We start from the raw sequence: 18284 nt of genomic DNA, 5'->3' as shown, positions 1-18284 counted from the left end.
TTATGGCTTACTCAACAGGCTGTGGACGTGTTGCTGGCGCAGTCGCTTGATGCGTTGCGCTGTGTCCACCTGCGGCACCTTTGCCTTCAAAGGCGAATGCCGGACGCTGCCAGTCGCTATGACGCGGCGCTTCTGGCACATATTCCGGTGCCGGAGCGCGGGTCATTGGCGCGGTTGCATGGCTGTGCAGGTGTTCAGCATCAGCGCTGGCTGCGACAACTTCAGCCTTAACGACTTCAGTTTCGACGACAGGCGCGGCAACAACGTCTTTCGGCGCTGCAACCTCTTCAACAACTGGCGCTGTTTCCACAACCTCAGTAATCTCTTCAACCACTTCTGGCTGGGGAATAACAACCTCTGCAGGCTCTTCGGCAACCGGTGCAGTCACAACGTCAGCCACAGGTTCGGCTTCAGCGGCGATTTCTTCTGCTACGGGCGCATCAGATGCAGCGATAATTTGCGGTTGTTCCTCGACCGGGGTCGCAATCACTTCCGGATGCGTGGTTTCAACCTGTGTGGTTTCAACAACGGCGGCCTGAGGCTCAGCTACGACAACCTCTGGTTGCACGGCTTCAACCGGCGCAGGGGTATCCACAATGTGTTCAACGGCAGCGGCAGCAACCTGAGGTTCTACGGCGACAGGTGCAGCTTGCTGCTGGATCATTTCCTGTTCGCGCTGTTCTTCAACCTGCTGATCCTGAGGACGTGCAACAGGGTAGCGGATCCAAACCTTACCGGACGCTAATTCAGGAGATGCGCAGGCGACCGTTAACGGCATCGGCGACTGAACCGGATAACGCTCGTCACGGTAACGACGACGACGCTGTCCACTGACGCGCAGATGGCGAGGAGAGCGGCGAGAACGACGCGGCATACCGTTGGAGTCACGAGCTTCGCTGTTGTCTTCCTGCTCAGTCGCAACGACGGCTGGCAGATCAACTTTCGCCAGTTCGGTGCGCTGTGCCGGTACCGGCTGCTCTGTTGGTTGAGCAACAGCAGTTTCAGCGATTGCAGCAACAGTAGCCACTTCGGCTTCAAGCGCCGGACTGTCTGTGAAACGAACTTTCTGAGTCAACTGACGCTGTTTGCGGCGGGTTTGAGGCTGACGTACGCGCTCTTCCTGCTCGGTATCCTGCACAGGTTGTTCTGCCTGGTTCAGCTCTTTAACTTCCTGCTGAGCCTGACGCTTGTCATCGTTACGACGGCGGTTACGTTCGCGACGCGGCGCCTGCTGTTCATCACCGGATTTCGCTTTGTCTACAACATCAGTGGTTTGCTGGCGGTTATCGCGAGCTTCCGCATTTTGCTGCTGGGACTGACGACGGTTACGGCGGTTATCTTCACGGTTTTCGCCGTTTTCTGAACGTTCGCTACGGTTGTCACGGTCACCGCGATTATCACGGTTATCACGACGATCGTTACGGTCGCGACGATTGTTCTGACGCGGTTTACGACGATCCTGCTGGCGTTCGGTTTTCTCTTCAGCTTTCGGCGCAGGTTGTTCAACCGGTTTCACTTCTTCGCTACCACCGAAGATGGACTTCAGTGCGCCAAAGAAACGGCTAATCAAACCGGGCTGTGCGGCAACGGCTGCGGTTGCTGCTGCAGCTTTAGGCGCGGCGGCTTTCGCGGCAGGTTCCTGCAGAGCAGGGGCTGGCGGAACGTCTGGCATGGCGAAGGTGGCCAGCGCCGGTTGCTCAGGCTGTTTACGCTCGACGTACTCTTCTTCCGTCGGTAATGCCATTGCCTCTTCATGCAGTTTCGGCAGCAGGTAGCTCAGGGTCGGTGTTTCTTCCCCCTTGCGTACGCGCAGCACAGAATAGTGCGGGGTTTCCATCTGATCGTTTGGCACGATCACACAGCGCACGCCATTCTGACGCGTTTCGATAGCATTAACCGCGGTACGTTTTTCGTTAAGCAGGTAAGAGGCGATTGGCACAGGAACAATAGCGTGAACTTCTTGCGTATTTTCTTTCAGTGCTTCTTCTTCGATCAGACGCAGAATAGACAGCGACAGTGATTCGTTATCACGTACGGTACCGGTGCCGGAGCAGCGCGGGCACACGTGATGGCTGGATTCACCCAGAGACGGGCTCAGACGCTGACGAGACATCTCCAGCAGACCGAAGCGAGAAATATGGCTGATCTGAATACGCGCTCTGTCCTGGCGTACGGCCTCGCGCAGACGGTTTTCAACCGCGCGCTGGTGGCGAACCGGCGTCATATCAATGAAGTCGATTACAATCAGACCGCCGAGGTCGCGAAGACGCAGCTGACGGGCAATTTCATCGGCTGCTTCAAGGTTAGTGTTGAACGCTGTTTCTTCGATGTCGCCGCCGCGAGTTGCGCGTGCGGAGTTGATATCGATAGCGGTCAGTGCCTCTGTGCTGTCAATAACGATTGAGCCGCCGGACGGCAGACGTACTTCGCGCTGGAATGCGGACTCAATCTGAGACTCGATCTGATAGTGGCTGAACAGCGGGATTTCGCCGGTGTACAGTTTGATTTTGCTGCTGAAATCCGGACGACCCAGTGCGGCGATGTGCTGACGCGCCATCTCCATCACTTTCGGGTTATCGATAAGGATTTCGCCGATGTCCTGACGTAAGTAGTCTCGGAAAGCGCGAACGATAACGTTGCTTTCCTGGTGGATCAGGAACGGAGCAGGGCGGCTGTCAGCGGCTTTTTGAATCGCTTCCCAGTGCTTCAGGCGGAAGCTCAGGTCCCACTGCAGCGCTTCGGCGGATTTGCCGACCCCTGCGGTACGCACGATAAGGCCCATGCCATCAGGCAGTTCCAGGCTTGCCAGCGCTTCTTTTAATTCGGTACGGTCGTCGCCTTCAATGCGGCGGGAGATACCGCCCGCGCGCGGGTTGTTCGGCATCAGAACCAGATAACTACCCGCCAGGCTGATAAAGGTAGTCAGCGCAGCGCCTTTATTGCCGCGTTCTTCTTTATCGATCTGAACGATGACTTCCTGACCTTCGCGCAACACGTCTTTAATGTTGGGACGACCATGGGAGTTGTAGTTAGCGGGGAAGTATTCGCGGGCAATTTCTTTTAACGGGAGGAAACCGTGACGTTCAGCGCCGTAATCAACAAAAGCAGCTTCCAGACTCGGTTCAATACGGGTAATTTTGCCTTTATAGATGTTGGCTTTTTTCTGTTCGTGTCCAGGACTTTCGATATCCAGATCGTACAGACGTTGCCCATCTACAAGGGCGACACGCAACTCTTCCTGCTGAGTTGCGTTAATTAACATTCTTTTCATCGTAACTTACTCATTATTCTTACATTGACGACTAAGCTGCGGGCAGAGTAATGCCTTTCCGGGTGTGAACCGATGGCCTCGTGTCTATTCGCGTCGCCAACCTCACGGTTATCGTCAGCTCAAAGAGGCGCAGAGTGTCGGTTGCCTGCATTTCATACGGAAACACAGCGCAATTATCAGGGGAACAGTCTGGGTGTTACTCTCCAGAAAAGCTTCCATATTACCGGTAAGGACTGCAACCCGCAGCCCGCTAACTGCCTGAAAGATCAATACGTCTTACGCCATTGCTGCGTTGATGATCGGTCGGGCAAAATTGGGTCATTCCGGAAAAGTTCTTGTTTTAACAAGATTCAACACGGAAACAACCTCATTATTCCACTGCTAACCTTGTTATAGCAAGATGACTTTTGCCATTTATCACCCGGTTACTCACAGTTTTTTCACTTCCGCGTAGTGATTGCTTTAATAACCACCAAATCGGCTATGTCAAACTTAAGTAATAGGGTATAGCAGTTAATATAAGCATAGAAAAATGTGTGGCGCGAATCTTGATGGCTATTTAAAATCGGCCCCCATGAAAACAGAGACTCCAGCCGTAAAAACAGTTGCCATTACTGCCGACGAAGCAGGGCAACGCATCGATAACTTTTTGCGCACCCAGCTTAAGGGCGTGCCGAAAAGTATGATTTATCGCATTTTGCGTAAAGGCGAAGTGCGGGTGAATAAAAAACGCATTAAACCCGAGTACAAACTCGAAGACGGGGATATTGTGCGTATTCCACCTGTGCGTGTCGCTGAACGTGAAGAAGAGGCCATTTCACCGAACCTGCAAAAGGTCGCGGCGCTGACCGACGTCATTTTATATGAAGATGACCACATTCTGGTGCTTAACAAACCTTCAGGTACGGCCGTACATGGAGGAAGCGGGTTAAGCTTTGGCGTCATTGAAGGATTACGAGCACTGCGCCCGGAAGCGCGTTTCCTTGAACTGGTGCATCGCCTCGACCGGGATACCTCTGGCGTGCTGCTGGTTGCCAAAAAACGCTCAGCCTTGCGTTCATTGCATGAACAACTGCGTGAAAAAGGCATGCAGAAAGACTATCTCGCGCTGGTTCGAGGCCAATGGCAGTCGCATGTCAAAACCGTGCAGGCGCCGCTGTTAAAGAACATTCTGCAAAGCGGCGAGCGTATCGTACGGGTGAACCAGGAAGGCAAACCGTCAGAAACACGTTTTAAAGTGGAAGAGCGCTATGCGTTTGCCACGCTTGTGCGCTGTAGCCCGGTGACCGGACGTACGCACCAGATTCGTGTGCATACCCAGTATGCCGGTCATCCAATTGCTTTTGACGATCGCTACGGTGACCGTGAGTTCGATAAGCAACTGGCGGATACGGGGTTGAATCGACTTTTCCTGCACGCCGCAGCGTTGAAATTTACCCATCCGGGAACGGGTGAAGTGATGCGTATTGAGGCGCCGATGGATAAGCAATTGAAGCGCTGCCTCGAGGTTTTACGCAGTAAAGCCTGATGCGCGTTGCTTATCAGGCCTACAACCGTGTGATGCACCGTAGGCCTGATAAGACGCATCGCGTCGCCATCAGGCAGATCAATCAGGCATTCAACGGGTTCATCTCTTCCCGCCGCAGCATTTGACACAACGCGATAAGCGGCAAACCGATCAGGGTATTTGGGTCACGACCCTCCAGGCGTTCAAAGAGTGCAATACCTAACCCTTCACTTTTGAAACTACCTGCACAATGGAGCGGGCGCTCTTTACGCAGATAATCATCAATTTCCACCTCGCTTAAATGACGGAAATGGACGTCAAAAGGTTCTACTTCAGTTTGTAAATGTCCGGTCGCAGAATTATACAGCGCCAGTCCGGTGTAAAACGTCACAATATTGCCACGGGCTTTGAGTAATTGTTGGCGCGCATTTTCTTCAGTTAATGGTTTGCCTGTTATTTCACCATCAAGAACACAAATTTGATCGGAGCCAATAATCAGATGCGATGGGTAACGGTGGGCGAGAGATTGCGCTTTTTTCTGCGCCAGTCGCAAGACTAAATGGCGTGGTGCCTCGCCGGGCAACGGCGTTTCATCAACCTCTGGCGCAGCGCATTCAAACGGGATTGCCAGTTTTTCGAGTAAAGCGCGACGCCAGGGGGAGGTAGAAGCAAGAATAAGTTGAGGCATATTTTTTCCCTCGCATATAGCGTATTGATGAGAGCCATTTTAAACTATGGACTTCGACCTACAAGCTGGCTGTAGTGGCTTGTCTTGAGCGATTTTAAGTCGATGACCCGCAATGTGTGCGAATTATTGGCAAAAGGCAACCACAGGCTGCCTTTTTCTTTGACTATATGACGTTACAAAGTTAATATGCGCGCCCTATGCAAAAGGTAAAATTACCCCTGACTCTTGATCCGGTTCGTACGGCTCAAAAACGCCTCGATTATGAAGGTATCTATACTTCTGATCTGGTTGAGCGCGTCGCCGATTCTGTAGTCAGTGTGGACAGTGATGTGGAATGCTCCATGTCGTTCGCTATCGATAACCAGCGTCTCGCCGTTATAACCGGTGATGCGAAGGTATCGGTTACGCTCGAATGTCAGCGTTGCGGGAAACCGTTCCCACTTCATGTTCACACAACATATTGTTTTAGTCCTGTCCGTTCTGACGAGCAGGCTGAAGCACTCCCGGAAGCGTATGAGCCGATTGAGGTTAACGAATTCGGTGAAATCGATCTGCTTGCAATGGTTGAAGATGAGATTATCCTCTCCTTGCCGGTAGTTCCGGTGCATGATTCTGAACACTGTGAAGTGTCCGAGGCGGACATGGTCTTTGGCGAATTGCCTGATGAAGCGCAAAAACCAAACCCATTTGCCGTATTAGCCAGCTTAAAGCGTAAGTAATTGAGGAGTAAGGTCCATGGCCGTACAACAGAATAAACCAACCCGTTCCAAACGTGGCATGCGTCGTTCTCATGACGCTCTGACCGCAGTCACCAGCCTGTCTGTAGACAAAACTTCTGGTGAACAACACCTGCGTCACCACATCACTGCCGACGGTTTCTACCGTGGCCGTAAGGTAATCGCTAAGTAATCACGCATGACTCAATGGCTTTCCCACTTCTGGTGAGAAAGACAAAGAGTGAACGCGTGATGAAGCTTAGTGAGGCTTTCCCCGGGTGACTGGGGAAACACCTAACCGGGCAGCGACGATACCTTGACACGTCTAACCCTGGCGTTAGATGTCATGGGGGGAGATTTTGGCCCTACCGTGACAGTGCCTGCAGCATTGCAGGCACTGAATTCTAATTCGCAACTCACACTTCTTTTAGTCGGGGATCCCGATACAATCACGCCATTACTTGCCAAAGCTGACTTCGAACAACGTTCGCGTCTGCAGATTATCCCTGCTCAGTCAGTTATTGCCAGTGATGCCCGGCCCTCGCAAGCTATTCGCGCCAGTCGTGGAAGCTCAATGCGTGTTGCCCTGGAGCTCGTGAAAGAAGGTCAGGCACAAGCTTGTGTCAGCGCCGGTAATACGGGCGCACTCATGGGACTTGCGAAGTTATTGCTCAAACCTCTTGAGGGGATTGAGCGTCCTGCGTTGGTGACGGTGTTACCCCATCAGCAAAAGGGCAAAACGGTGGTGCTGGATTTGGGCGCCAACGTAGATTGTGATAGCACGATGTTGGTGCAATTTGCCGTCATGGGTTCCGTGCTGGCAGAAGAGGTTGTTGGCATTGCCAATCCTCGCGTAGCGTTACTCAACATCGGCGAAGAAGAAACGAAAGGTCTCGACAGTATTCGAGATGCTTCAGCTGTGCTAAAAACAATCCCTTCCATTAATTATATCGGCTATCTTGAAGCCAATGAGTTACTGACTGGCAAAACCGATGTGTTGGTCTGTGACGGTTTTACAGGTAATGTCACATTAAAGACGATGGAAGGTGTTGTCAGAATGTTCCTTTCACTGCTGAAATCTCAGGGTGAGGGCAAAAAACGGTCGTGGTGGCTTCTGTTATTAAAACGTTGGTTACAAAAAAGCCTGACAAGGCGATTTAGTCACCTCAACCCCGACCAGTATAATGGCGCCTGTCTGTTAGGATTGCGCGGCACGGTGATTAAGAGTCATGGTGCGGCCAATCAGCGAGCATTTGAAGTCGCGATTGAACAGGCAGTGCAGGCGGTGCAGCGACAAGTTCCTCAGCGAATTGCCGCTCGCCTGGAATCTGTATACCCAGCTGGATTCGAACTGCTGGACGGTGGCGAAAGCGCAAAATCACGAGCACACAGATAACGGTGCGTTTGTGAATGTGGCCAACGTATCAGCGATTTGCTCGTAGCGGTATATAACCAAAAAGTGACTGAGCGTACATGTATACGAAGATTATTGGTACTGGCAGCTATCTGCCTGAACAAGTGCGTACTAACGCCGATTTGGAAAAAATGGTTGAGACATCTGATGAGTGGATCGTCACTCGTACAGGTATCCGTGAACGCCATATTGCAGCGCCAAATGAAACAGTTGCGACGATGGGCTTTGCCGCCGCAAACCGTGCGATTGAAATGGCGGGCATCGACAAAGAACAAATTGGTCTGATTGTGGTTGCTACCACATCATCCACTCACGCATTTCCAAGCGCGGCGTGCCAGATCCAAAGTATGCTGGGGATCAAAGGCTGTCCGGCGTTTGACGTTGCAGCCGCTTGTGCTGGCTTTACTTACGCCCTGAGCGTTGCCGACCAGTACGTTAAATCTGGCGCAGTTAAGCATGCTCTGGTCGTTGGCTCCGATGTCCTGGCCCGTACCTGCGATCCAACCGATCGCGGAACGATCATCATTTTCGGTGATGGGGCTGGTGCGGTTGTACTGAGCGCATCAGAAGAGCCAGGCATTCTCTCCACGCATCTGCACGCTGACGGTCGCTACGGCGAACTGTTGACGCTGCCTAACGCCGATCGCGTGAACCCGGAAAACCCGATCCACCTGACGATGGCGGGTAACGAAGTATTTAAAGTCGCGGTGACCGAGCTTGCGCACATCGTTGATGAAACGCTGGAAGCCAATAATCTCGACCGTTCTGCGCTGGACTGGCTGGTGCCGCATCAGGCTAACCTGCGCATTATCAGCGCGACAGCTAAAAAGCTGGGTATGTCGATGGATAATGTTGTCGTGACGCTCGACAGACATGGTAATACCTCTGCTGCCTCCGTACCGTGCGCGCTGGACGAAGCCGTCCGCGACGGGCGTATTAAAGCTGGGCAGTTGATATTGCTTGAAGCCTTCGGGGGTGGATTCACCTGGGGCTCCGCGCTGGTTCGTTTCTAGTATAAGGATTTAAACATGACGCAATTTGCATTTGTGTTTCCGGGGCAGGGTTCCCAGACCGTTGGGATGTTGTCTGAAATGGCAGCAAACTACCCAATTGTTGAAGAAACATTTGCTGAAGCATCAGCTGCACTGGGCTATGATCTGTGGGCGTTGACTCAGCAAGGTCCGGCTGAAGAACTGAATAAAACCTGGCAGACGCAGCCCGCGCTGTTGACCGCATCCGTTGCGCTTTATCGCGTATGGCAGCAGCAGGGGGGTAAAACACCTGCGCTGATGGCGGGTCATAGCCTGGGCGAATATTCTGCTCTGGTATGTGCGGGTGTTATCGGTTTTGCCGATGCCGTACGTCTGGTTGAACTGCGTGGCAAATTCATGCAGGAAGCGGTTCCGGAAGGCACTGGCGGCATGTCTGCTATTATCGGTCTGGACGATGCCGCTATCGCTAAAGCGTGCGAAGAGTCTGCTGAAGGCCAGGTGGTTTCACCGGTAAACTTTAACTCACCGGGTCAGGTGGTTATTGCCGGGCATAAAGAAGCCGTAGAACGTGCTGGTGCTGCCTGTAAAGCCGCGGGCGCTAAGCGTGCGCTGCCGCTGCCGGTCAGCGTTCCTTCTCACTGCGCGCTGATGAAGCCTGCCGCTGAGAAACTGGCCGTTGAGCTGCAGAAAATCACCTTTAACGCGCCGACTGTTCCGGTTGTGAACAACGTCGACGTGAAGTGCGAGACCACGGCAGACGCAATTCGCGATGCGCTGGTTCGTCAGCTGTATAGCCCGGTTCAGTGGACTAAAACCGTTGAATTTATGGCATCCCAGGGCGTAGAGCACCTGTATGAAGTCGGTCCGGGTAAAGTTCTGACCGGTCTGACGAAACGTATTGTTGACACCCTGACTGCTTCGGCACTGAATGAGCCGGCGGCACTGTCTGCGGCGCTAGAGCAATAAAAGAGGAAGACCATGAGTTTTGAAGGAAAAATCGCGCTGGTTACCGGTGCAAGCCGTGGCATTGGCCGCGCAATTGCTGAGACACTTGTTGCCCGTGGCGCGAAAGTTATCGGTACTGCTACCAGCGAAAGCGGCGCGCAGGCCATTAGCGATTACTTAGGTGCAAATGGTAAAGGTCTGATGTTGAATGTGACCGATCCGGCATCTATCGAATCTGTTCTGGAAAATATTCGCGCAGAATTTGGTGAAGTCGATATCCTGGTCAATAATGCCGGGATTACTCGTGATAACCTGTTAATGCGCATGAAAGATGACGAGTGGAACGATATCATCGAAACCAACCTGTCATCTGTTTTCCGTCTGTCAAAAGCGGTAATGCGAGCTATGATGAAAAAGCGTCATGGGCGTATTATCACTATCGGTTCTGTGGTTGGTACCATGGGAAATGCGGGTCAGGCTAACTACGCTGCGGCGAAAGCGGGTCTGATCGGCTTCAGTAAATCACTGGCGCGCGAAGTTGCGTCTCGTGGCATTACTGTAAACGTTGTTGCTCCGGGCTTTATTGAAACGGACATGACGCGTGCGCTGTCTGATGATCAGCGTGCGGGTATTCTGGCGCAGGTTCCTGCGGGTCGCCTCGGTGGCGCTCAGGAAATCGCCAGTGCGGTTGCATTTTTAGCTTCTGACGAAGCAAGTTACATCACAGGTGAGACTTTGCACGTCAACGGCGGGATGTACATGGTTTAACCACGATGAAAAATATTTGCGTTATTGTAGGTCTTGGCCTCAAAATAACGTAAAATCGTGGTAAGACCTGCCGGGATTTAGTTGCAAATTTTTCAACATTTTATACACTACGAAAACCATCGCGAAAGCGAGTTTTGATAGGAAATTTAAGAGTATGAGCACTATCGAAGAACGCGTTAAGAAAATTATCGGCGAACAGCTGGGCGTTAAGCAGGAAGAAGTAACCAACAATGCTTCCTTCGTTGAAGACCTGGGCGCAGATTCTCTTGACACCGTTGAGCTGGTAATGGCTCTGGAAGAAGAGTTTGATACTGAGATTCCGGACGAAGAAGCTGAGAAAATCACTACCGTTCAGGCTGCCATTGATTACATCAACGGCCACCAGGCGTAAGTGAACATCTCCAGGCGGTCATTCGACCGCCTGAGTTTTATCTTTTTATCCCACTTGAATTATTTTCCCTCCCTGGAGGACAACCGTGTCTAAGCGTCGTGTAGTTGTGACCGGACTGGGCATGTTGTCTCCTGTCGGCAATACCGTAGAGTCTACCTGGAAAGCTCTCCTTGCCGGTCAGAGTGGCATCAGCCTGATCGACCATTTCGATACTAGCGCCTATGCAACGAAATTTGCTGGCTTAGTAAAGGATTTTAACTGTGAAGACATTATCTCGCGCAAAGAACAGCGCAAGATGGATGCCTTCATTCAATATGGAATTGTCGCTGGCGTTCAGGCCATGCAGGATTCTGGCCTCGAAATTACGGAAGAGAACGCTCATCGTATTGGCGCCGCTATCGGCTCTGGTATTGGCGGTCTCGGTCTTATCGAAGAAAACCATACCTCACTGGTAAACGGTGGACCGCGTAAGATCAGCCCGTTCTTCGTTCCGTCGACGATTGTTAACATGGTGGCTGGTCACCTGACCATCATGTACGGCCTGCAAGGGCCAAGCATCTCCATTGCGACAGCCTGTACTTCAGGCGTGCATAACATCGGTCATGCCGCACGTATCATTGCATACGGCGATGCAGACGCGATGGTTGCGGGTGGTGCTGAAAAAGCCAGTACGCCGTTGGGTGTGGGTGGCTTTGGCGCGGCACGTGCACTGTCTACGCGTAATGATAACCCGCAAGCGGCAAGCCGCCCGTGGGACAAAGAGCGTGACGGCTTTGTGCTGGGCGACGGCGCTGGCATGGTGGTACTGGAAGAGTACGAGCATGCGAAAGCGCGCGGTGCAAAAATCTATGCTGAAGTCGTTGGCTTCGGTATGAGCAGCGATGCTTACCACATGACGTCGCCGCCGGAAAACGGTGCAGGCGCTGCGCTGGCAATGGTCAACGCACTGCGCGATGCGGCTATTGAAGCGGGTCAGATCGGCTATGTCAACGCACATGGTACGTCTACGCCTGCAGGCGATAAAGCTGAAACCCAGGCAGTGAAATCTGTCTTTGGCGATGCGGCAAGCCGTGTGATGGTAAGCTCCACCAAATCCATGACCGGACACCTGTTGGGTGCGGCGGGCGCGGTAGAGTCTATTTTCTCTATCCTGGCGCTGCGCGATCAGGCTATTCCGCCAACCATCAACCTGGATAACCCGGATGAAGGTTGTGACCTGGACTTCGTACCTCACGAAGCGCGTCAGGTTAGTGGTCTGGAGTATGCGCTGTGTAACTCCTTTGGCTTCGGTGGTACCAACGGCTCTTTGATCTTTAAAAAGATTTAAGTCCGTCAGGTGATGCGCTAGCATCGATAGCAAATTGAAAAGGTCCGCTTGTCGGGCCTTTTTTTATTCGGTTTTCCGCCCTTGTCCTGTGTTACTCATCCTGCCAAACTAGCGGACCAGAAATAAGGAGCCACCATGTTCTTAATTAATGGCTGCGAGCAAGATATGCTGGCCGCAAGCGATCGAGCGACCCAATTTGGTGATGGCTGTTTTACCACTGCCTGTATTATCGACGGTGAAATTCCTCTCTTTGCAGCGCATCTTGAGCGTTTACAAGACGCTTGCCAAAAACTGCTGATCTCTTTTGAAGATTGGTCCGAGCTGCAAAATGAAATGAAAATGCTGGCGAAAGGGCACGTACGCGGTGTGTTGAAAGTGATTATCAGCCGTGGCAGTGGAGGCCGGGGTTACAGTGGCAAAAATTGTCATAGTGCCACACGCATCCTCTCCGTTTCAGCCTGGCCCGATCATTACGATCGTTGGCGGCAAGAAGGTATTACGCTGGCGCTAAGCCCAGTGCGGCTGGGACGTAATCCACTGCTTGCCGGGCTTAAACACTTGAATCGACTGGAGCAGGTGTTGATTCGCTCTCATCTTGAACAGACGGACGCCGATGAAGCGCTGGTTCTTGACAGCGAGGGATGGGTTACGGAATGCTGTGCGGCTAATTTGTTCTGGCGTAAAGGCGATGTGGTTTACACGCCCCGGCTGGACCAGGCCGGAGTGAACGGTATTATGCGACAATTCTGTATCCGGATGCTGGCACAATCGCCATTCAGTATTGTCGAAGTGTATGCCGGGTTGGAGGAGGTAATGCAGGCTGATGAAATCGTCGTCTGTAACGCGTTAATGCCCATTATTCCCGTGCGTGCCTGTGGCGACACGTTGTTGTCTTCACGTTTGTTATTCGATTATTTAGCCCCACTTTGTGAGCACCCGAATTAGTCATGAAAAAACTGTTACTTGTTGTCCTGTTATTGCTGGTTGTGCTGGGCATTGCCGCTGGAGTGGGAATGTGGAAAGTTCGCCATCTGGCGGACAGCAAATTATTGATTAAAGAAGAAACGATTTTTACGCTGAAAGCGGGAACGGGCCGTCTGGCTCTCGGCGAACAGCTGTATGCAGACAAAGTTATCAATCGTCCGCGCGTGTTCCAGTGGCTGCTGCGTGTGGAGCCCGAGCTGTCGCATTTTAAGGCCGGAACATATCGCTTCACGCCTGACATGACGGTGCGGGACATGCTGCAACTGCTGGAAAGCGGCAAAGAGGCGCAGTTCCCGTTACGTCTGGTTGAAGGGATGCGCCTGAGCGATTACCTCAAACAGCTGCGTGATGCCCCGTATATCAAACATACGTTAAGCGACGATAGCTATGAGACCGTGGCCGAGGCGCTGAAGCTGGAAAACCCGCAATGGGTGGAGGGCTGGTTCTGGCCAGATACCTGGATGTATACCGCCAATACTACTGACGTAGCGTTGCTAAAACGTGCGCATCAGAAAATGGTTAAAGCGGTGGATACTGTCTGGGAGGGACGCGCTGATGGCCTGCCTTATCAGGACAAAAATCAGCTGGTAACCATGGCTTCTATTATTGAAAAAGAAACTGCGGTTGCCAGCGAGCGCGACCAGGTGGCTTCGGTCTTTATTAACCGCTTACGTATCGGTATGCGTTTACAAACCGATCCGACCGTGATTTACGGGATGGGTACACGGTATAATGGCAAATTGTCGCGTGTGGATTTAGACACCCCGACCGCCTATAACACCTATACCATTACGGGACTGCCGCCAGGCCCGATTGCCATGCCGGGAGAGGCTTCATTGCAGGCCGCGGCGCATCCGGCAAAAACGCCGTATCTCTATTTTGTGGCTGACGGTAAAGGCGGCCACACGTTTAACACCAATCTTGCCAGCCATAACCGGTCCGTGCAGGATTACCTGAAAGTGCTTAAGGAAAAAAATGGGCAGTAACTATATCGTCATTGAAGGCCTGGAAGGCGCCGGAAAAACCACCGCGCGTAACGTGGTGGTGGAGACACTTGAGCAACTCGGTATTCGTGACATGGTTTTCACCCGTGAACCTGGTGGAACGCAGCTGGCTGAGAAACTAAGAAGTCTGGTGCTGGATATTAAATCGGTCGGTGACGAGGTCATTACCGATAAAGCCGAAGTTCTGATGTTTTACGCGGCGCGTGTACAGTTGGTCGAAACCGTTATTAAACCTGCACTGGCGAAAGGCGCGTGGGTAATTGGCGATCGTCACGATCTGTCGACCCAGGCGTATCAGGGTGGTGGACGCGGTATCGATCAAAACATGCTGGCAACCCTGCGTGATGCGGTGCTTGGTGATTTTCGCCCGGACCTGACGATCTATCTGGATGTGACGCCAGAAGTCGGGTTGAAGCGTGCCCGTGCCCGCGGCGAGCTGGATCGTATTGAGCAGGAATCTTTCGACTTCTTTAATCGTACTCGCGCGCGCTATCTTGAGCTGGCTGCCAAAGACACCAGCATTCGTACTATAGACGCTACGCAGCCGTTGGAGGCTGTGATGGCTGATATCCGTCATACCATCACCCAATGGGTGAAGGAGCAGGGCGCATGAAATGGTACCCATGGTTACGACCGGATTTTGAAAAACTGGTAGCCAGCTACCAGACGGGTCGTGGTCACCATGCGTTACTGATTCAGGCGTTACCCGGAATGGGCGACGACGCGCTGATTTACGCCCTCAGCCGCTATTTAATGTGCCAGCAGCCGGAAGGGCATAAAAGCTGTGGACAGTGCCGCGGCTGTCAGCTAATGCAGGCGGGGACGCACCCTGACTACTATTCGCTGCTGCCGGAAAAAGGCAAAAGCACGCTCGGGGTTGATGCGGTACGCGAAGTCAGTGAAAAGCTGTACGAGCATTCGCGTCTCGGCGGTGCGAAGGTCGTGTGGATCCCGGATGCTTCCCAGTTAACCGATGCCGCCGCCAACGCCTTGCTGAAAACGCTGGAAGAACCCCCGGCACAAACCTGGTTTTTCCTCGCCAGCACAGAGCCAGCTCGCTTGCTGGCGACATTACGCAGTCGTTGCCGGTTACATCATCTTGCGCCACCTCCGGAGTCGTATGCGATCTCCTGGCTTGCTCGTGAGGTGACTGCATCGTCAGAAGCGCTGCTGAGCGCGTTACGCCTGAGTGCAGGTTCGCCAGGCGCGGCACTCACGTTGTTACAGGCTGAAAGCTGGGCGCACCGCACAGATTTTTGTGCGGCACTGGTGAACACATTAAACACAGGCGACTGGTATATACTGCTCGCGGCGTTAAACCACGATCAGGCTGCCGCCCGTTTACACTGGCTGGCAACGTTGTTGACCGATGCGTTGAAACGTCCGTATGGCGTTTCCCATTTAACGAATCCTGATGCGCTGGACCTGATATCTTCTATCGCAGAACGGTTATCCGTTGCCCAGATACAGGCGATACTCGGTGACGTTTGTCATTGTCGTCAGCAACTGCTGAACGTAACAGGCGTAAACCGTGAGCTGGTGTTAACCGATCTTATTCTTCGTATTGAGCATTACCTGCAACCAGGCACCGTACTGCCTGTTCCCCATCTTTGAGAGAGACATTATGTTTTTAGTCGACTCACACTGCCATCTTGATGGCCTGGATTATCAATCTCTGCATAAGGACGTGGATGACGTGCTGGCAAAAGCGGCCGCACGTGATGTGAAATTCTGTCTTGCCGTCGCGACCACCCTGCCAGGATATCGCAGTATGCGCGAACTGGTCGGTGAGCGTGACAATGTCGTTTTCTCTTGCGGCGTGCATCCGTTAAATCAGGATGAAACCTATGATGTTGAGGACCTGCGTCGTTTTGCCGCCGAAGAGGGGGTTGTGGCGATGGGAGAAACCGGGCTGGACTATTTTTACACGCCGGAAACAAAGGTGCGCCAGCAGGAATCTTTTATCCACCATATTCAGATCGGCCGTGAGTTACAGAAGCCGGTTATCGTGCATACCCGCGATGCGCGAGCCGATACGCTGTCTATTCTGCGCGAAGAAAAAGTGACGGATTGTGGCGGCGTACTACACTGTTTTACAGAGGACAGAGAAACGGCGGGCAAATTACTGGACCTTGGATTCTATATCTCGTTTTCCGGCATCGTCACGTTCCGAAATGCAGAGCAGCTCCGTGATGCCGCCCGCTATGTTCCTCTGGACCGGTTATTGGTCGAGACGGATTCTCCCTACCTTGCGCCTGTACCGCATCGTGGAAAAGAGAACCAGCCCGCCATGACTCGTGACGTTGCAGAGTACATGGCCGTAGTGAAAGGTGTTGCCGTTGAAGAACTGGCGCAGGCAACCACTGATAACTTTGCCCGCCTGTTTCACATCGACGCTTCTCGCCTGCAATCTGTTCGTTAACTGACTTTTTTTAAAGCTCGTAATTAATTACTAATGCGAGTAAAGTTCACCGCCACAAAATGGGCGGTGAATAATCAGTTTGACACATTCAGAAACTCATTTTATCGGAATGTGCGGATTTTGCGGCCATTCACGACTGAACTGTGATAGCCGTCAAACAAAAACAAACTGAATTATTTTACTCTGTGTAATAAATAAAGGGTACTTAGATGCCCTGTACACGGCGAGGTTCTCCCCCCTCGCCAATGCGTGAGAACGTAGAATACACAAAGTCAATCAAGCTGCATCAAGGCGGCAAGTGAGTGAATTGCAGGAGCTTACTAGAGTAAGTGACTGGGATGAACGAGCGCAGCCCACCCTGAGGCGGTTTGAAGGATGAAGTGTATAAGCACAAATACTCAGGAGCACTCCTAATTATGTTTAAGAATGCATTTGCTAACCTGCAAAAGGTCGGTAAATCGCTGATGCTGCCGGTATCCGTACTCCCGATTGCAGGTATCCTGCTGGGCGTCGGTTCCGCTAACTTCAGCTGGCTGCCAGCCGTTGTATCGCACGTAATGGCAGAAGCAGGCGGTTCTGTTTTTGCGAACATGCCGCTGATTTTTGCTATCGGTGTTGCGTTAGGCTTCACTAATAATGACGGTGTATCTGCACTGGCATCCGTTGTTGCTTACGGCATCATGGTTAAGACCATGGCTGTTGTTGCGCCGCTGGTTCTGCATTTACCTGCTGAAGAGATCGCCGCTAAACACCTTGCTGATACGGGTGTTCTCGGGGGGATTATCTCCGGTGCGATTGCAGCGTATATGTTCAACCGTTTCTACCGTATCAAATTGCCTGAGTATCTTGGCTTCTTTGCGGGTAAGCGTTTCGTTCCTATCATTTCTGGTCTGGCTGCCATCTTCACAGGTGTGGTTCTGTCCTTCATTTGGCCGCCGATTGGTACTGCTATTCAGACGTTCTCTCAGTGGGCTGCATACCAGAACCCGGTCGTGGCGTTCGGTATCTATGGCTTCATTGAACGCTGCCTGGTACCGTTTGGTCTGCACCATATCTGGAACGTTCCATTCCAGATGCAGATCGGTGAGTACACCAACGCTGCGGGCCAGGTGTTCCACGGTGATATTCCTCGCTATATGGCGGGTGACCCGACTGCGGGCAAACTGTCCGGTGGCTTCCTGTTCAAAATGTACGGTCTGCCGGCTGCTGCTATCGCTATCTGGCACTCTGCTAAACCAGAAAACCGCGCGAAAGTGGGCGGTATCATGATCTCCGCGGCGCTGACCTCGTTCCTGACCGGTATTACCGAGCCGATCGAGTTCTCCTTCATGTTCGTGGCGCCGATCCTGTACATCATCCACGCGATTCTGGCTGGTCTGGCATTCCCGATCTGTATCCTGCTGGGTATGCGCGACGGTACGTCGTTCTCCCACGGTCTGATCGACTTTATCGTTCTGTCCGGTAACAGCAGCAAACTGTGGCTGTTCCCGATTGTCGGTATCGGTTATGCGATTGTTTACTACACCATCTTCCGTGTGCTGATCAAAGCGCTGGACCTGAAAACGCCAGGTCGTGAAGATGCTACCGAAGACAGCAAAGCAGGTGCGACCGGTGAAATGGCTCCGGCTCTGGTTGCTGCATTCGGTGGTAAAGAAAACATCACTAACCTCGATGCGTGCATCACTCGTCTGCGTGTCAGCGTGGCTGACGTTGCTAAAGTGGATCAGGCTGGCCTGAAGAAACTGGGTGCGGCAGGCGTTGTGGTAGCTGGTTCCGGTGTTCAGGCTATCTTCGGGACTAAGTCCGATAACCTGAAAACTGAAATGGATGAGTACATCCGTAACAGCTAAGCAGT

17 protein-coding genes are annotated in these 18284 nt (G+C 52.5%); 15 read left to right on the top strand and 2 right to left on the bottom strand.

Annotated features, from left to right (window positions below):
- Window positions 1-7 precede the first annotated feature (7 nt).
- Window positions 8-3271: a ribonuclease E gene (gene rne, locus OGX96_RS20490; RefSeq protein ID WP_286584144.1), complete on the bottom strand. Its 3264-nt coding sequence runs from the start codon at window positions 3269-3271 to the stop codon at window positions 8-10.
- A 574-nt stretch (window positions 3272-3845) separates the two neighbouring features.
- Between rne and rluC the strand changes: the two genes are divergently transcribed.
- Window positions 3846-4799 (top strand): 23S rRNA pseudouridine(955/2504/2580) synthase RluC, encoded by a 954-nt coding sequence (gene rluC, locus OGX96_RS20485; protein WP_003036228.1) that lies wholly within the window; start codon window positions 3846-3848, stop codon window positions 4797-4799.
- An 82-nt stretch (window positions 4800-4881) separates the two neighbouring features.
- Here the strand turns inward: rluC and OGX96_RS20480 are convergent, their stop codons facing one another.
- Window positions 4882-5466 (bottom strand): Maf family protein, encoded by a 585-nt coding sequence (locus OGX96_RS20480; protein ID WP_198802001.1) that lies wholly within the window; start codon window positions 5464-5466, stop codon window positions 4882-4884.
- 197 nt (window positions 5467-5663) lie between these two features.
- Here OGX96_RS20480 and yceD point away from each other — a divergent pair, with 197 nt between their 5' ends.
- The 14 genes from yceD to ptsG all read left to right on the top strand — a co-directional run bounded on the left by yceD (window position 5664) and on the right by ptsG (window position 18279).
- Entirely contained in the window at window positions 5664-6185 is a 522-nt protein-coding gene (yceD, locus tag OGX96_RS20475; RefSeq protein WP_003036239.1) for a 23S rRNA accumulation protein YceD, read from the top strand.
- Between the two features lie 16 nt (window positions 6186-6201).
- Window positions 6202-6375, top strand: coding sequence for a 50S ribosomal protein L32 (gene rpmF / locus OGX96_RS20470; protein WP_003036242.1), 174 nt, complete (start codon window positions 6202-6204; stop codon window positions 6373-6375).
- 123 nt (window positions 6376-6498) lie between these two features.
- Window positions 6499-7578, top strand: coding sequence for a phosphate acyltransferase PlsX (gene plsX / locus OGX96_RS20465; RefSeq protein ID WP_071846967.1), 1080 nt, complete (start codon window positions 6499-6501; stop codon window positions 7576-7578).
- Window positions 7579-7655: 77 nt separating this feature from the next.
- Window positions 7656-8609: a beta-ketoacyl-ACP synthase III gene (gene fabH / locus OGX96_RS20460; RefSeq protein WP_003832181.1), complete on the top strand. Its 954-nt coding sequence runs from the start codon at window positions 7656-7658 to the stop codon at window positions 8607-8609.
- Between the two features lie 15 nt (window positions 8610-8624).
- Entirely contained in the window at window positions 8625-9554 is a 930-nt protein-coding gene (fabD, locus tag OGX96_RS20455; protein ID WP_003832182.1) for an ACP S-malonyltransferase, read from the top strand.
- A gap of 12 nt (window positions 9555-9566) precedes the next feature.
- A complete protein-coding gene (fabG, locus tag OGX96_RS20450) occupies window positions 9567-10301 on the top strand; it encodes a 3-oxoacyl-ACP reductase FabG (protein ID WP_003036255.1) in 735 nt (244 codons plus the stop codon).
- Window positions 10302-10455: 154 nt separating this feature from the next.
- Window positions 10456-10692 (top strand): acyl carrier protein, encoded by a 237-nt coding sequence (acpP, locus tag OGX96_RS20445; protein WP_000103754.1) that lies wholly within the window; start codon window positions 10456-10458, stop codon window positions 10690-10692.
- Between the two features lie 85 nt (window positions 10693-10777).
- Window positions 10778-12019, top strand: a complete 1242-nt coding sequence (fabF, locus tag OGX96_RS20440) for a beta-ketoacyl-ACP synthase II (protein WP_003036260.1) — start codon at window positions 10778-10780, stop codon at window positions 12017-12019.
- 135 nt (window positions 12020-12154) lie between these two features.
- Entirely contained in the window at window positions 12155-12964 is an 810-nt protein-coding gene (pabC, locus tag OGX96_RS20435; protein WP_032942963.1) for an aminodeoxychorismate lyase, read from the top strand.
- A gap of 2 nt (window positions 12965-12966) precedes the next feature.
- A complete protein-coding gene (gene yceG / locus OGX96_RS20430) occupies window positions 12967-13989 on the top strand; it encodes a cell division protein YceG (RefSeq protein WP_008784373.1) in 1023 nt (340 codons plus the stop codon).
- Complete coding sequence (tmk, locus tag OGX96_RS20425) at window positions 13979-14620, top strand: dTMP kinase (protein ID WP_008784374.1); 642 nt, start codon at window positions 13979-13981, stop codon at window positions 14618-14620. Before yceG ends, tmk begins: the two co-directional genes overlap by 11 nt.
- Window positions 14617-15621, top strand: a complete 1005-nt coding sequence (gene holB / locus OGX96_RS20420; protein ID WP_286584143.1) for a DNA polymerase III subunit delta' — start codon at window positions 14617-14619, stop codon at window positions 15619-15621. The genes tmk and holB overlap by 4 nt, the downstream gene beginning before the upstream one ends.
- 10 nt (window positions 15622-15631) lie before the next feature.
- A complete protein-coding gene (locus OGX96_RS20415) occupies window positions 15632-16429 on the top strand; it encodes a metal-dependent hydrolase (protein WP_020996495.1) in 798 nt (265 codons plus the stop codon).
- A 416-nt stretch (window positions 16430-16845) separates the two neighbouring features.
- Window positions 16846-18279 carry a PTS glucose transporter subunit IIBC gene (gene ptsG / locus OGX96_RS20410; protein ID WP_003836725.1) on the top strand — a complete coding sequence of 478 codons (1434 nt, stop codon included), beginning with the start codon at window positions 16846-16848 and terminating at the stop codon, window positions 18277-18279.
- Window positions 18280-18284 lie beyond the last annotated feature (5 nt).

Origin of the sequence: Citrobacter sp. Cpo100 (genome assembly GCF_030332595.1) — a bacterium.
In the GTDB taxonomy this organism is placed as follows: domain Bacteria; phylum Pseudomonadota; class Gammaproteobacteria; order Enterobacterales; family Enterobacteriaceae; genus Citrobacter; species Citrobacter portucalensis.
This window is presented reverse-complemented; position numbering and strand designations above follow the sequence as displayed.